General features: G+C 37.3%; 13 protein-coding genes and 1 tRNA gene. 6 read left to right on the top strand and 8 right to left on the bottom strand.

All coding sequences use genetic code 11. The annotated features are described in order from the left end of the window. The first annotated feature begins 11 nt into the window (after nucleotides 1–11). Nucleotides 12–152 carry an SsrA-binding protein gene (locus tag ACK4R1_RS13340; protein WP_409687986.1) on the top strand — a complete coding sequence of 47 codons (141 nt, stop codon included), beginning with the start codon at nucleotides 12–14 and terminating at the stop codon, nucleotides 150–152. Between the two features lie 182 nt (nucleotides 153–334). Here the strand turns inward: ACK4R1_RS13340 and ACK4R1_RS13335 are convergent. The 4 genes from ACK4R1_RS13335 to ACK4R1_RS13320 all read right to left on the bottom strand — a co-directional run bounded on the left by ACK4R1_RS13335 (nucleotide 335) and on the right by ACK4R1_RS13320 (nucleotide 3,546). After that, a tRNA-Arg gene (locus ACK4R1_RS13335) sits at nucleotides 335–408 on the bottom strand. 81 nt (nucleotides 409–489) lie between these two features. After that, the gene (locus ACK4R1_RS13330; RefSeq protein ID WP_409687984.1) at nucleotides 490–1,929 is read right to left on the bottom strand and encodes an MATE family efflux transporter; all 1,440 of its coding nucleotides are present in this window, start codon (nucleotides 1,927–1,929) and stop codon (nucleotides 490–492) included. 40 nt (nucleotides 1,930–1,969) lie between these two features. After that, nucleotides 1,970–2,500 carry an NUDIX hydrolase gene (locus tag ACK4R1_RS13325; protein ID WP_409687981.1) on the bottom strand — a complete coding sequence of 177 codons (531 nt, stop codon included), beginning with the start codon at nucleotides 2,498–2,500 and terminating at the stop codon, nucleotides 1,970–1,972. A 2-nt stretch (nucleotides 2,501–2,502) separates the two neighbouring features. After that, nucleotides 2,503–3,546 (bottom strand): GMP reductase, encoded by a 1,044-nt coding sequence (locus tag ACK4R1_RS13320; protein WP_409687978.1) that lies wholly within the window; start codon nucleotides 3,544–3,546, stop codon nucleotides 2,503–2,505. 146 nt (nucleotides 3,547–3,692) lie between these two features. Here ACK4R1_RS13320 and ACK4R1_RS13315 point away from each other — a divergent pair, with 146 nt between their 5' ends. Next, nucleotides 3,693–4,265 carry a pentapeptide repeat-containing protein gene (locus tag ACK4R1_RS13315; protein WP_409687975.1) on the top strand — a complete coding sequence of 191 codons (573 nt, stop codon included), beginning with the start codon at nucleotides 3,693–3,695 and terminating at the stop codon, nucleotides 4,263–4,265. Nucleotides 4,266–4,319: 54 nt separating this feature from the next. Here the strand turns inward: ACK4R1_RS13315 and glyA are convergent, their stop codons facing one another. Beyond that, nucleotides 4,320–5,594 (bottom strand): serine hydroxymethyltransferase, encoded by a 1,275-nt coding sequence (gene glyA, locus ACK4R1_RS13310; RefSeq protein WP_409687973.1) that lies wholly within the window; start codon nucleotides 5,592–5,594, stop codon nucleotides 4,320–4,322. Nucleotides 5,595–5,703: 109 nt separating this feature from the next. On the opposite strand from glyA, the gene fahA reads away from it, so the two are divergent. The 4 genes from fahA to ACK4R1_RS13290 all read left to right on the top strand — a co-directional run bounded on the left by fahA (nucleotide 5,704) and on the right by ACK4R1_RS13290 (nucleotide 11,002). Continuing rightward, on the top strand, nucleotides 5,704–6,987 hold the full coding sequence (gene fahA / locus ACK4R1_RS13305) for a fumarylacetoacetase (protein WP_409687970.1): 1,284 nt from the start codon (nucleotides 5,704–5,706) through the stop codon (nucleotides 6,985–6,987). Between the two features lie 96 nt (nucleotides 6,988–7,083). Continuing rightward, on the top strand, nucleotides 7,084–8,166 hold the full coding sequence (gcvT, locus tag ACK4R1_RS13300) for a glycine cleavage system aminomethyltransferase GcvT (RefSeq protein ID WP_409687967.1): 1,083 nt from the start codon (nucleotides 7,084–7,086) through the stop codon (nucleotides 8,164–8,166). A 5-nt stretch (nucleotides 8,167–8,171) separates the two neighbouring features. Then, nucleotides 8,172–10,196, top strand: a complete 2,025-nt coding sequence (locus tag ACK4R1_RS13295; protein ID WP_409687964.1) for a S41 family peptidase — start codon at nucleotides 8,172–8,174, stop codon at nucleotides 10,194–10,196. A 95-nt stretch (nucleotides 10,197–10,291) separates the two neighbouring features. Next, on the top strand, nucleotides 10,292–11,002 hold the full coding sequence (locus ACK4R1_RS13290) for a YebC/PmpR family DNA-binding transcriptional regulator (RefSeq protein ID WP_409687961.1): 711 nt from the start codon (nucleotides 10,292–10,294) through the stop codon (nucleotides 11,000–11,002). A 266-nt stretch (nucleotides 11,003–11,268) separates the two neighbouring features. Here ACK4R1_RS13290 and ACK4R1_RS13285 read toward each other — a convergent pair whose 3' ends face one another. From ACK4R1_RS13285 to ACK4R1_RS13275, 3 genes are all read right to left on the bottom strand, one after another. Next, nucleotides 11,269–12,309 carry a PLP-dependent cysteine synthase family protein gene (locus ACK4R1_RS13285; RefSeq protein ID WP_409687959.1) on the bottom strand — a complete coding sequence of 347 codons (1,041 nt, stop codon included), beginning with the start codon at nucleotides 12,307–12,309 and terminating at the stop codon, nucleotides 11,269–11,271. A 79-nt stretch (nucleotides 12,310–12,388) separates the two neighbouring features. Next, complete coding sequence (locus ACK4R1_RS13280) at nucleotides 12,389–14,452, bottom strand: S9 family peptidase (RefSeq protein ID WP_409687956.1); 2,064 nt, start codon at nucleotides 14,450–14,452, stop codon at nucleotides 12,389–12,391. A 96-nt stretch (nucleotides 14,453–14,548) separates the two neighbouring features. Beyond that, nucleotides 14,549–15,574: a threonine aldolase family protein gene (locus ACK4R1_RS13275; protein WP_409687953.1), complete on the bottom strand. Its 1,026-nt coding sequence runs from the start codon at nucleotides 15,572–15,574 to the stop codon at nucleotides 14,549–14,551. Nucleotides 15,575–15,712 lie beyond the last annotated feature (138 nt).

Here is a 15,712-nt window from a genome sequence, read left to right as displayed (position 1 = left end):
AAGAAAAGAGCATGTATACATTTTTAGCCAAACTCAACAAACTCCTTTTACCAAGCTTTACAAAACGCGGCTTAGATTTGGCAAAAGCCAAAAAGTGGCAAATGGCTATTATTGCTTGGCGGTATTATGTTACTACGAAGGCATTGAAATAAACCAATTTCAATATTTTATAAAGCAAAAAAGTCTACATTTTCATGTAGACTTTTTATTTTTTTAGTGACCTCGACTGGATTTTGCTTCGCAACATCCATCAAAGCTCCGCTTTGATAATCCCTTAAAACAAAAAAATGATCAAGTAAACTTGTCATTTTTTCTGTTTGAATGAATTCATTCGTGACCTCGACTGGATTCAAACCAGTAACCTTCTGAGCCGTAATCAGATGCGCTATTCAGTTGCGCCACGAGGCCTTTTTGTGGGTGCAAATATAGTTATATTTGATAAACTTGCAAATCAAATTTGATTTAAAACCTAAAAAAATCAAGTAATCCTTAAACCTGTATCGTCTTCCACTTCCCTTTTTTGAAATAATAAAAAGCCAATAAAGCCAAAACTGTTTCTGCTGAAGGAATTGCTATAAAAGCACCAAGTGGACCAAAATTTAGATAAACCGCAAGAAACCAAGCCAATGGAATTTGAATCATCCAAAAGCAAATGATGTTAATCCAGGTTGGCGTTTTAGTATCGCCTGCACCATTCAATGCTTGTATCATCACCATTCCGATACCATAAAAAACATAACCTAATCCTATAATTCGAAGTGCCTGACTTCCATAAGCCAGAATTACTTTGTCTTCTGTATAAAAACTAATGATTAATTCTGAAAAGCACACAAACAGTAAAGTCACGAAACTCATGAAAATAATATTGTACTTGGTAGTTAATAAAACACTTTGTTGCGCACGCTCCGGTTGTTTTGCTCCTAAATTTTGCCCTACTAATGTTGCCGCAGCATTACTCAATCCCCAAGCCGGTAAAATAAAGAACACTACATTTCGAATAGCAATCTGGTAACCCGCACTTGCATCAGTACTTCCGGTTATTGAAACAATATAAGTCAAAACAATCCAACTGCCGCTTTGGATAAAAAACTGCAACATTGCCGGCGTGGAAATAGTCAATAAGGATTTGACAATCTCCAAATTGGGTTTAAAATAAGTCTTATATATTTTAATCGATCTACTTTTAAGGAACAAATGGTAGCATTGGTATAAAACTCCTATCGTTCTTCCGATAGCGGTGGCAATGGCGGCACCTGTCAAACCAAGTTCGGGAAACGGTCCGTAACCATAAATTAATAGCGGACACAAAATAATATTGATTATACTCGCCAACCAAAGACTTCGCATCGCCATGGCAGCATCACCGGCGCCTCGGAATATTCCGTTAATCAAAAACAATAGAATAATCGCCGGGCTACTGGCAAAAATAATTTGGGCAAAAGATGTTCCTTCCTTTATAACTTCGGGTTTGGCACCCATTAAAGCCAAAATATCTGAAGCAAATGCAACACCTAAAATAGCTACCAAAATGGCCACAAGTAAAGAAACCGTAATGGCCTGCGCACCAGATTTAGAAGCTTCAGTAAAATCTTTTTCACCAACACGTCGAGCTACAATGGCTGTTGCACCAACACTTAAACCAATTCCGAGTGTATAAACCAAAGAAATTACGGCTTCCGTTAAACCAACTGTCGCGACAGCCACATCAGCATTAGGCAAATGCCCAACAAAATAAATATCCACTACAGCAAAAACCGATTCTAAACTCAACTCCAAAATCATTGGAATCGAAAGTAAAAGAATGGCTGTTTTTACATTGCCTTGCGTATAATCGTGTTCTTCTCCTTTGAGCGATTGTTTGATTAACCGAAAAAGTGTGGTTATTTTGTTGGGTTTAGACGACATTTGAAAAATAATTATTGATTTCAAAAATAGCTATTTTAGAAAAACACTAACACAATTTACATGATTACTTTTCCAAAAAATAATGTTTTTCTATCACTTCTTTGATGGAAATAAAACCAATTTTATTCAAATCAATTTCGCTTCTTTTAATCCAAATCAGGTCTTGAATTTCATCTTTGGCAGTAATTTCCATCTCTTCTGAATCCAATGAACATTCATAAAAAATATCCATGGTTCGATAAGCTACCTTTTTATACAAATAATTATTAGGTGAAGATGTTACATATTGCAATTGAGTTAATGAAATTTCTAAACCAATTTCTTCTTTAATTTCTCTGCAAGCCGCTTCTTCCGCTGTTTCACCGGGATCAATAAAGCCACCGGGTAAATCGAGTTTGCCTTTGTCGGGATCAATATTCCTTACGGTAAACAAAACTTTGTCTTCATATGTAAAAATAATGGCAACTGCCGCGGCGATATTGTGATATAACACAAAATCACAACTATAGCAGTGAAATTTAAAATTATTGGTATAATCAAAATCTTCTGAACTGCAATTGGGACAAAATTTAAAAAAAGTGGTTCCGTCTGTCATATTTACAATTTTCCAAAAACAGTGTTTTCTTGTTCTGTTACTCTTATAAATGTGGTTCTTTTGGTCAGTTCTTTCAACTTTGAAGCACCAACATAAGTACAAGTACTTCTTATGCCTCCCAAAATATCATGCAAGGTATCAATCACATCGCCTTTGAAAGGAACTTGAACTGTTTTACCTTCGCTTGCTCTGTATTCGGCAACGCCACCTACGTGTTTTTTCATGGCTGTTTCTGAACTCATACCGTAGAATTGTTTAAACCTTTCACCATTGATTTCAATTAATTTTCCGCCACTTTCTGTATGTCCGGCTAACATTCCGCCTAACATAACAAAATCGGAACCGGCACCAAAAGCTTTCGCCACATCACCGGGAATTGCGCAACCACCATCGCTAATGATGTGTCCGCCCAAACCGTGAGCAGCATCTGCACATTCAATAATAGCCGACAATTGCGGATAGCCAACACCGGTTTTCACTCTAGTTGTACAAACTGAACCCGGTCCAATCCCAACTTTAATAATATCGGCTCCTTCTAACAAAAGTTCCTCGACCATTTCGCCCGTAACCACATTTCCGGCAATAATCACTTTGTCAGGGAATTGTTTTCGCGCTTGACGCAGGAATTCTACAAAATGTTCCGAATAACCATTGGCGACATCAATACAAAGAAAATTCAATTGCGGATTTTGAGTAAATATTTCTACAATCTTTTTGAAATCGTTTTTACTTGTTCCGGTACTTACTGCAATATAATCGGTAATATCCGAGGAAACGTTTTTTATGAAATCATTCCATTGTGCTACACTATAATGTTTGTGAATCGCAGTGAAGAGTTTTTCTTTGGCTAAAGCCAATGCCATTTCAAAGGTTCCGACTGTATCCATGTTAGCAGCCATAATTGGAATGCCTGTCCAAACGTGTGTGCTGTGTAAAAATTTAAATTCTCTTTCTAAAGACACTTGCGCTCTACTGTTCAAAGTCGAACGCTTTGGTCGTATCATTACATCTTTAAACCCTAGTTTTAGATCGGTTTCAATTCTCATAAGTCAAATATTTCGGTACAACCAAATGTATCATTTTTCGGCCTTTGGTAATCGAAAAAGTCATTTTCAGTAATTAAAATTTATCAACAATTGTTAGTAAGCCATTGTCATTAAATTTAGTAGTTTTACACTCCAATAAATCACTTATGCATTCAGATTATATAACCGACAGAGAATTCAGAGACGAAGTTTTTAATGATGTCAATACCAAATTCAAAGAGTTTGATAACTGTACGTTTTACAACATCGATTTTACCGATTGCACTTTTCAAACTGTCACTTTTGTCGATTGTAATTTCTTTGACTGTAATTTTAAGGATACCAAAATCAATTATGTTTCGCTACGTGGCGTTTGGTTTACCAAATGTAATTTTACCAATGTCAACTTTGCGATGACCGACCAAGTGATTTTTGAATTTCACTTCAAAGATTGTTTGTTGGATTATGCCCAATTCTACGCTTTAAAAATGAAAAAAATGCAATTCATCAATTGCAGTATGATTGCGGTCGATTTTATGGCGAGTGATTTAACCGAAGTTTTATTCGACAATTGCAATCTGCGAAGAGCTGTATTTATTGACACTATCGCCAATAAAGCTGATTTTTCGACCAGTTATGATTATGCTTTTGATCCGGAAAAGAATAAAATTAAAAAAGCTATATTTTCAAGTGATGGTTTAAAAGGATTGTTGCAGAAATACGACATCATTGTAAAATAAAAAACCTCCAAAAGCGAACTTTTGAAGGTTAATTCTATAAATATTTGAAAGTGATTAATAAACGAAAATCGCTCTTTCGCTCATCATATCATTTACTTCGTCTCCGATTTCTGCTAACAATTCCTCATTAGTCGAATTCATTAAAACCCTGTCGATTAAATCTACAATCGTTTCCATATCGCTTTCTACTAATCCACGAGTAGTAATGGCTGGTGTTCCAACACGAATTCCAGAAGTGACAAACGGTGATTTGTCATCAAACGGCACCATGTTTTTGTTTACGGTGATTTCGGCTTTGCCTAAAGCAATTTCGGCATCTTTACCGGATATGTTTTTATTTCTTAAGTCGATTAACATCATGTGATTGTCTGTTCCGCCTGAGATTAAGTGGTAACCTCTTTTTACGAAAGCTTCCGCCATTGCTTTGGCATTTTTTTGCACTTGCATCGCATAAGCAAAGAACTCATCTGACAAAGCTTCGCCAAAAGCTACTGCTTTCGCAGCAATAATATGTTCTAATGGACCGCCTTGATTTCCCGGGAAAACCGACATGTCTAAAACGTGAGACATCATTCTGATTTCACCTTTTGGCGTAGTCAATCCCCATGGATTTGGGAAATCTTTACCCATCATAATCATTCCGCCTCTTGGTCCGCGTAAGGTTTTATGCGTTGTAGTCGTTACAATATGACAATGCGGAATTGGATCATTCATCAAACCTTTAGCAATCAAGCCGGCAGGATGCGAAATATCGGCTAACAATAAAGCACCAACGCTATCCGCAATTTCTCTGAAACGTTTGAAATCCATATCACGAGAATACGCAGAAGCACCTGCGATAATCATTTTGGGTTGCTCTTTAGTAGCGATTTCTTGAATCTTATCATAATTCAACACGCCGGTTTCTTGTTCAACACCATAAAAACTTGGTGAGTACAATTTTCCTGAAAAATTCACAGGAGAACCGTGAGTTAAGTGACCACCGTGAGATAAGTCAAAACCCAAAATTTTATCACCGGGTTTCAAACAAGCGGCAAAAACTGCTGTATTGGCTTGAGAACCAGAGTGTGGTTGCACGTTAACATATTCGGCACCAAATAAAGCTTTCGCTCTGTCGATGGCGATTTGTTCAATCACATCTACTACTTCACAGCCACCATAATATCTTTTACCGGGATAGCCTTCGGCATATTTATTAGTCAATACAGAACCAGCTGCTTCCATTACCTGATCACTCACAAAGTTCTCAGAGGCAATCAATTCAATTCCGTGAATTTGTCTTTCTTGTTCTTCAAGAATTAAGTCAAAAATTTGTTCGTCGCGTTGCATTTGAAATTATTTCGTTAAATTGAGGTCAAAATTACGAAAATCGTTTGTTAAATTAATAGTTAATGATATATTTGATTGCGAATTTTTCAACAACTAAATCAACACAATCATGCCGATTACAACTAACAATCCCATCCGCAAATCTTGGCTTACAGTCCCTGAAAACAGTGACTTCCCAATTCAAAATATTCCATTTGGTGTTTTCTTAACGAAAGAAGATGTCATCACTATCGGAACAAGAATTGGTGATTATGCTATCGATTTAGGCGCTTTACAGCAACTCAATTATTTTGAAGGCATTGATTTGACGGATGATATGTTTATGCAAGACACGCTAAACGATTTTATTTCAGATGGAAAAAAAACTTGGCGTTTAGTGCGAAATCGCATTGGAGATATTTTTGACAGCAACAATCCAAAACTAAGAGATAACGAAGAACACAGAGAAATAGTCATTTTTAAAATGGAAGATGTAGAAATGCAACTTCCGGTTTTAATTGGTGATTACACCGATTTTTATTCCAGTAAAGAGCACGCCACTAATGTTGGTAAAATGTTTCGCGATCCGGCAAACGCTTTGTTGCCAAACTGGTTGCACATTCCGGTAGGGTATCACGGAAGAAGTTCTACAATTATTCCATCCGGAATTCCGGTACACAGACCAATGGGACAAACATTACCCAATGGCGAAAACACTCCTGTTTTTGGTCCGTCAAGATTGGTAGATTTCGAATTAGAAACGGCATTCATTACTACTGATGCCAACATCATGGGAGAAAATATTCCTGTGAATGAGGCTGAAGATTATATTTTCGGAATGGTTTTATTAAACGATTGGAGTGCAAGAGATATTCAAAAATGGGAATATGTACCACTTGGTCCATTCTTAGCGAAAAACTTTGCATCCTCAATTTCTCCTTGGATTGTTACTATGGATGCTTTAGAACCGTTCAGATGCAAAGGGCCAAACCAAGAACCAATGCCTCTTCCCTATTTACAACAAAAAGGAAAGAATGCGTTCGATATTAATTTAGAAGTTTACATAGAGCCGGAAAATGTAGAACCAAGTTTAGTTTCTAAATCCAACTTTAAATACATGTATTGGTCGATGTCACAACAATTGGCACATCATACTTCCAACGGTTGTCGTGTAAATTCAGGAGATATGATGGGTTCAGGAACGATTTCAGGACCAACACCGGATAGTTTTGGTTCGATGTTAGAATTAACTTGGGGCGGAAAAAATCCAATTGTGATGAATGATGGTAGCGAACGTAAATTCATCAACGATAATGATACCGTTACCATGAAAGGCTTTTGTCAAAATAGTTCCGTGCGAATTGGCTTTGGCGAAGTGTCTACAAAACTATTACCGCCATTCGTTAGAAAATAAAACACAAACTAAACAATTATATTCAACCGCAGATTCGCAAATTAAAATATTAATTAGCTTAAATAATTTACGGTAAACTTTACAACACAATCTAAAATGAAAAACACAGCTTTAACACACATTCATGAAAGTTTAGGGGCCAAAATGGTTCCGTTTGCCGGTTACAACATGCCCGTGCAATATGAAGGTGTAAATGCCGAACATGAAACCGTAAGAAATGGCGTGGGCGTTTTTGACGTTTCACACATGGGTGAATTTTTGCTTACGGGAGAAAATGCATTGGCGCTAATTCAAAAAGTAACTTCAAATGACGCCTCGGTTTTAGAAATCGGTCGTGCACAATATTCTTGTTTGCCTAATAATGACGGCGGTATTGTAGATGATTTAATCGTTTACCGAATGAAAGAAAACCAATATTTATTGGTAGTCAATGCCTCAAACATTGATAAAGACTGGAATTGGATTTCCTCGCACAATGACTTAGGTGTTGACATGAAAAACATCTCAGAAGAATATTCTTTGTTAGCAATTCAAGGACCAAAAGCCGTGGAAGCCATGCAATCTTTAACTTCTATAGATTTATCTGCAATCAAATATTATCATTTTGAAGTGGCTGATTTTGCTGGTGTTTCAGACGTAATCATTTCTGCTACAGGTTACACCGGTTCGGGCGGATTTGAAATTTATTGTAAAAATGCTGATGCAGAACAAGTTTGGAACAAAGTATTCGAAGCCGGTGCTGCTTTTGGCATCAAACCAATTGGTTTAGCTGCACGGGATACTTTGCGCTTGGAAATGGGCTTCTGTCTATATGGTAACGATATTAACGATTCAACTTCTCCATTAGAAGCCGGTTTGGGTTGGATTACCAAATTCACCAAAACCTTTACCAATTCGGAAAATCTTTTGAAGCAAAAAGAAGCCGGCGTTTCGCGCAAATTAGTTGGTTTCGAATTAATAGAAAGAGGCATTCCGCGTCATGACTATGAAATCGTTGATGTTGATGGCAATAATATTGGTATAGTTACTTCCGGTACTATGGCGCCATCTTTAGGCAAAGGAATTGGAATGGGTTACGTTAAAACCGAATTTGCAGCGGTTGACAGCGAGATTTACATCCAAATCAGAAACAACAAAGTAAAAGCAAAAGTGGTCAAATTGCCCTTTTATAAAAAATAATTAAAGTGAATCGATTCTTACTGTGCATAGGACTTTTTCCTCTTTTTCTTTTTGGTCAGAAGGAAAAAAATACTTGCGAAACCTTATCAAGAATCAACTTACTCATTCAGGAATACCATTATAAAGCCAAACCGATAGACGACAGTTTATCGGTTTATGTTTTTAAAACATTTTTAAGTCGATTAGATGAAGAAAACAGGCTGTTTATTGAACCCGAAATCAAAGCCTTAGAAAAACACGAACTGAAAATTGACGATTACCTAAAAGAAAAAAACTGCAACTTTTTAGATGATTTCTACATAGCCTATTCTAAAACGGTAACGCGTTACAAAACATTGTTAGAAACCCTCAAAAATGAACCTTTTCCTTTAAGTAGTGCTGAAAAAGTACAATTCTCCAAAGATGCTTTTCCGTATGCCAAAGACGAAGCCGAATTAAAGCATTTGTACAAGAAAAGAATCCTATTCAACATTCTTCGTGATGTGGCGGAATTGAGTACTAATAAAGATTCACTTACGGCCAATTTTGAAACATTGGCAACAAACAGTAAAACAAAAGTTTTTGATAAAAGCGAATGCAAAATCAGAAGTTACGAGCTTACCAAAGAAGAGTTCAATTCCTCTTTCCTTTCCGCTTTTTGTTCCTATTTTGATCCGCACACTGATTACTTTTCGCAAAGCGATAAATCTTCCTTTTATTCGACTGTGAGTTCTGATAATTTGACTTTTGGTCTCTACATTTCTATGACCGAAAAAGACGAAATGACTGTTGACGAAGTACTGCCCGGAAGTTCAGCCTACTTTACAGAGAAAATAGATAAAGGCGATCAATTATTAAAGGTCAAACACAAAGGAGAAGAATATGAAATTGCTTGTTCTTCGATGAAAAAAATTGATGAAATCATTACGTCAAACGAATACAAAACCGCCGATTTTACCTTCAGAAAAAAAAGTGGTGAGATTTATAGTGTTCGATTGAATAAAAAAGTAATGAAAGATTACCAAAATAACGTCTTCAGTTTCAAAATAAAGACTGATAATGCAACTATTGGCTATGTCCGAATTCCGAGTTTCTATGCTACTTTCGAAAACGGAAAATCCAGTGCGAGTAATGACGTGGCAAAAGAAGTCTACAAACTCCAAGAAGACCATATCGACGGGATCATCATCGATGTTCAAAACAACGGTGGTGGTTCAATGGAAGAAGCAATTAAATTGTCAGGTTTGTTTATTGATTTCGGACCATTAGCAGTCATGAACAACAATAAAAACAAAAAGGAAATTCTAAAAGACATGCGTCGCGGAACAATTTATGACGGACCAATGTTGGTCATGGTCAATGGGTTTTCAGCTTCGGCCAGTGAGTTTTTTGCTAATGCCATGCAAGATTACAATCGCGCTATTTTGGTTGGCAATCGCACTTTAGGAAAAGCTTCTATGCAAAGAATTTATCCCTTAGACGATGACAATCAAGAGTTTCTAAAATTAACTTTAGAAAAATTTTATCGCATCACCGGAAAAAGCAATCAATACACCGGCATCATTCCTGATATTGAAATTCCACTGTTGTTTGACAAACAAATGCCAAGAGAAGACAGCAACAAAACGGCTCTACCTAATGATGAAATTAGTGTTGTTGCCAAGTACAATCGACTTAAAAATGACCATAAAGACGATTTGATTGCGTTAAGTCAAAAACGCATAGAGCAAAGTAAAGAAGCCAATGAAATTAAAGCTTTAAACAACAAAATCAATCCACTTTACGACAATGATTTGCCACCGATTGAGTTGAATTTTGACCATGTTTTTGAAGAAGTTACCAAAATGAACAAACTTTGGAAAGACATCAAAATCCTTAACGAAAAAGAATTGAATATTACTGTTGAACAAAACTCAATTGATATTGAAGGCCAAAAATATGATGACTACTTAAAGAGTTTTACCACCGAAAGAGTCAAAAATATCAAGCAAAACTATCACATTTTGGAAGCGGTAAATATTTTAGCCGATACCAAGAAATTAAAATCTTAGTGAATAACTATTGGTTGTCAATTTGTAGATTTTATCGTTTGCAATAACCGAATAAACCTTTATTTTTGCACAAAAATTAAAACATTCTATCAGCAATGGGAAGAGCATTTGAATTTAGAAAAGGAAGAAAAATGAAGCGTTGGTCAGCCATGGCCAAAGCCTTTACACGTATCGGAAAAGACATCGTAATGGCGGTGAAAGAAGGCGGACCAAACCCGGAAGCCAATTCTCGTTTAAGAGCAGTAATACAAAACGCCAAAGCGGCGAACATGCCGAAAGAAAACGTAGAACGCGCCATTAAAAAAGCCACCGATAAAGATACCGCCAACTATAAAGAGCAACTTTTTGAAGGATATGCACCGCACGGAATCGCGCTTTTAATTGAAACAGCCACCGACAATAACAACAGAACCGTGGCCAACATCAGAAGCTACTTCAACAAATGCAACGGAACATTGGGAACACAAGGTTCGGTTGAATTTATGTTCGACCATACTTGTAATTTCAGAATCCCAAACAACAATATTGATATTGAGGAAATGGAATTAGAATTCATTGATTTCGGTGCCGAAGAAATTTTTGCCGATGAAGACGGAATCTTAATCTACGCACCTTTCGGAAGTTTTGGAGCCATCCAAAAAGAATTGGAAAGCCGCGGCATAGAAATCTTGTCTTCAGGATTCGAAAGAATTCCGCAAATCACCAAAAAACTCACCGAAGCCGAAATGGCCGACGTAGAAAAACTAATCGAAAAAATAGAAGAAGATGACGACGTGATGAACGTGTATCATACGATGGAGGAATAGTTTGCAGTCGCAGTCACAGTTTTCACACTGCAGAACGCAGATTTAAGAATACAAATAAACGCTGGGCATTGCTAGGCGTTTTTTGTTTTTAGGAGCAGAACGTTTTGGGTTTCTTAGAACTCTGCTCCCGCTATCCGCGCTACACGGTAGCTTGCTCCTATCGGGGCTAGAATGACGAAACTTTATTTTTAGATAAATTCATAAAAAAACGCCAAGCAATGCTCCGCGTTTTCTTTATCTTAATACTTAAATTTTAATGCTACATACTATTTAATAAACTCTACCTTCTGCACTTCTTCCGCATTAACGCTGTCAAAGAAACCTTGCTCATTCATCCAGTCATCGCTGAATACTTTGCTCATATAACGAGAACCGTGATCCGGGAAAATCGCAATTACATTACTGTTTTCATCAAACTCACCTTCAGCGGCATATTGCTTAATAGCTTGCATCACGGCTCCTGAAGTGTAACCAACAAACAATCCTTCTTTTTTTGCAATCTCACGAGTGGTGTGCGCACTTTCCTCATCGGTAACTTTCATAAAATGATCGATAGCGTCGAAATCGGTCGCAGTCGGGATTAAGTTTTTCCCTAAACCTTCTATTCTGTATGGGTAAATTTCATCGGCATCAAACTCTTTAGTTTCGTGGTATTTTTTCAATACCGAACCAAAAGCATCAACCCCTAAAATTCTAATGTTTGGATTTTGTTCTTTCAAGAACTTTGCTGCTCCGGAAATAGTTCCACCGGTGCCACTACAAGCAATCAAGTGAGTAATTTTTCCGTTGGTTTGTTCCCAAATTTCCGGACCGGTTGATTTGTAATGCGCATCAATATTCAATTGGTTAAAATACTGATTGATATAAATTGAACCTTTAGTTTCTTCGTGTAAACGCTTGGCCACATTGTAATAAGAACGCTCGTCATCGGCAGAAACATGAGCCGGACAAACATATACTTTAGCCCCTAAAGTGCGCAACATGTCTATTTTATCTTTCGAAGATTTAGAACTCACCGCCAAAATACAATTGTATCCTTTGATGATGCTAACCATGGCCAAACTAAATCCGGTGTTACCCGAAGTCGTTTCAATGATAGTATCACCAGGCGTTAAAATGCCTTGTCTTTCTGCTTCTTCAATAATATATAATGCAATTCTGTCTTTGGTGGAATGACCAGGGTTGAAAGCTTCAACCTTAGCGTAGAAATTTCCCGGTAAAGATTCTGTGATTTTGTTTAGTCTAACAAGAGGAGTATTTCCTATTAAACTTAACACATTATCGTGAGCTTTTATATTTTCTTTCATAAAATAAATTAGTCAAGGCGTATTTATGAAGCCGTTTTACACACTTCTAAACGTTGCAAATTTAATAAAATATTTTTAACTATCTTTTTATTCCTTCTAAATCTAACAAAAAACTGTATTCTTTGGCGATTTCCTTAATGGCTTCAAACCTTCCCGAAGCACCTCCGTGACCTGCTTCCATGTTGGTATCCAAATACAACAGGTTATTATCTGTTTTCATAACTCTTAATTTGGCCACCCATTTCGCTGGTTCCCAATATTGTACCTGAGAATCGTGCAATCCGGTCGACACATACATATTCGGATAGTCTTGCGCTACTACATTGTCATAAGGTGAATACGAAAGCATATAATTGTAATATTTCTTCACATTCGGATTGCCCCATTCGTCATATTCGCCTGTCGTTAGTGGAATGGTATCATCTAACATCGTAGTTACAACATCCACAAACGGCACTTGTGCGATGACGCCGTGGTACAAAGATGGAGCCATGTTGACTATTGCACCCATTAGAAGTCCACCGGCAGAACCGCCTTCGGCATACAAATGTTGTGGTGATGTATACCTATTGTCAATCAAAAATTGCGAACAATCTACAAAATCCGTAAAGGTATTTTTCTTTTTCAACAGTTTGCCGTCTTCATACCATTGCCGACCTAAATCTTCACCACCACGAATGTGCGCGATGGCAAAAATGAAACCTCGGTCTAACAAAGTCAATCGTACCGAAGAGAAATAACAATCCATCGTAGCGCCATAAGATCCATAAGCATACAAAAGCGTTGGATTATTGCCGTCTTTTTGAATCCCTTTGCGATAGACCATTGAGATTGGCACTTGCGTTCCGTCTTTGGCTTTCGCCCAAAGTCTTTCTTCTTTGTAATTGTTTTTATCGAATTGGCCTCCTAAAACTTCATGCTCCTTCAATAAGGTTTTTACTTTCGTCTTCATATTAAAGTCAAACACCGAAGATGGCGTTGCCAATGATTGAAAGCTATAGCGAAGAATTTCGGTGTCAAAATCGAGGTTGGTTGTAGTATAAGCGGTATAGGTTTCACTGTCAAAAGGCAAATAGTATTCCCCTTTCCCACTCCACGGCATGATTCGAATTTGGTTCAAACCATTAGCGCGTTCGGCCACCACCAAGTAATCTTTGAAAATATCAATATCTTCCAATAAAACATCCTCGCGATGCGCAATCACATCTACCCAATTTTCCTTAGCAGTTGCATTCTCAGGTGTTTTCATCAACTTAAAGTTGGTAGCCTTGTCTTTATTGGTTACAATATAAAAATGGTCTCCAAAATGCGACATCGAATACTCTAATCCGCGGGTTCTTTTCTGAAAAACAGTAAACTTAGCATCAGGCGTAGCCGATAAAACGGTTCGGTATTCTGTCGTTAGCGTACTATTAGAATTAATGATGATGTATTTCTTCGACTTCGATTTGTAAACCGAAACATCAAACGTTTCATCTTTTTCAAAATAAACCAACTTGTCTTTGTCGGAAGTAGTGCCGATTTTATGCTTATAAATCTTATCCGAACGCAAAGTCTGAGCGTCTTTTCGTGTATAAAATAAAGTCTTATTATCACTAGCCCAAGTTGCGCCACCAGTAGTGTTTTCAATCTTTACCGGAAGAATTTCACCGGTTTGAAGGTTTTTGATTTGAATAGTATATTGTCTTCTCGAAACGGTATCAGTTCCAAAACTCACCCAAACATTGTCTTCACTCACACTCAATCCGGCTAAGTTGAAATAACTAAACCCTTTTGCCATTTCGTTGCAATCAAACATGATTTCTTCTTGGGCTTCCAAACTGTCTTTTTTACGCGAGTGAATCGGGTAATCTTTGCCTTTTTCAAATCGTGTGATATAGAAATAGCCATTGTAGAAATAAGGCACCGACTCATCATCTTCCTTAATTCGGGCTTTCATTTCTTCGAATAAATCCTTTTGAAACTCTTTGGTATGGGCTGTCGATTGTTGGTAATACTCGTTCTCTTGATTGAGATAGTCAATTACTTCAGGATTTTCCCTTTGGTTTAACCAATAATAATTATCGGCACGAACATGACCGTGTTTTTCCAACGTATGTGGAATGATAGCAGCTTTTGGCGGTAATAATTTAGTTTCAGGCATTGATGCAATTTTATCAACTACAAAAATAACCATACTATCAACGGTGATTTAAGTTTTAAAAGAAAGTTATAAACTTATAAATTAACAGTCGAGCACTTAAATTTCAATCTTTCCTAACGATTCCAAAACATATTCATGCATCACTTGACGATAATCTAAATGAGTAACCATACGCAACGCACCTTTGCCAAGTAAACTAATCACTATTCCTTTTTGTTTAAGTTTGTCCATTACCACTTTGTCATCAATGTGTGGTTGAACCGAAAAGACAATAATATTGGTTTCCACCGGTTCTACTTTAGCCACCCAAGACAGTTGCTGCAAAGCTTGTCCTAATTCCTTAGCTCTTCTGTGGTCATCAGTCAATCGGTTGATATTGTTTTGCAACGCATAAATTCCGGCTGCCGCCAAATATCCCGATTGGCGCATATTGCCACCAAATATTTTTCGAATACGCAAGGCTTTGTGCATGGTCTCGGCATCAGACAATAAAACCGAGCCTATTGGCGCTCCTAATCCTTTAGAAAAACAAACCGAAATCGTATCAAACAATTCCCCGAATTGTTTCGGATGTTGCTTTTTCTCCACAATTGCATTCCACAAACGCGCTCCGTCTAAGTGGTATTTTAAATTATTATCGACACAAACTTGCTTAATTTTCTTCAATTCCTCCAAATCATAACAAGCACCGCCACCTTTGTTGGTCGTGTTTTCAATAGCTACCATTTTCGACAATGGCGCGTGGTAAAAATCAGGATCATTAATCCCGTTAGCGACTTGTTCGGCCGTAATCATCCCGCGACTTCCATCTAATAAATTAAAATTCACGCCACTGTTGAATGACGCACCGCCGGCTTCGTATAAATGAATGTGCGACCATTTATCGCAAATAATTTGGTCTCCCGGATTGGTATTTAATTTAATCGCCGTTTGGTTAGCCATCGTTCCCGATGGAAAAAACAAAGCTGCTTCTTTCCCAAATAAATCCGCCACCATTTTTTCAAAGGCATTTACGGTTGGGTCTTGCTTGAACACGTCATCACCGACTTTGGCGTTGAACATTGCCTGAAGCATTTCGGGAGATGGTTTGGTTACGGTATCGCTGATTAAATTAATTTCCATATAAAAAATAATAGTCTATTTTTGTGATGGATTCTAGCCCCGATTGCAGTGGAAATCCTTTTTATTGTTACAGAAAAAGCCTTTCGACTACTCTCAAGGTGCCATAACAATAAAAAGATTGCAACGGAAAGCGGGAAA

Source organism: Flavobacterium sp. (assembly GCF_046293665.1).
Classification (GTDB): Bacteria; Bacteroidota; Bacteroidia; order Flavobacteriales; family Flavobacteriaceae; genus Flavobacterium.
This window is presented reverse-complemented; position numbering and strand designations above follow the sequence as displayed.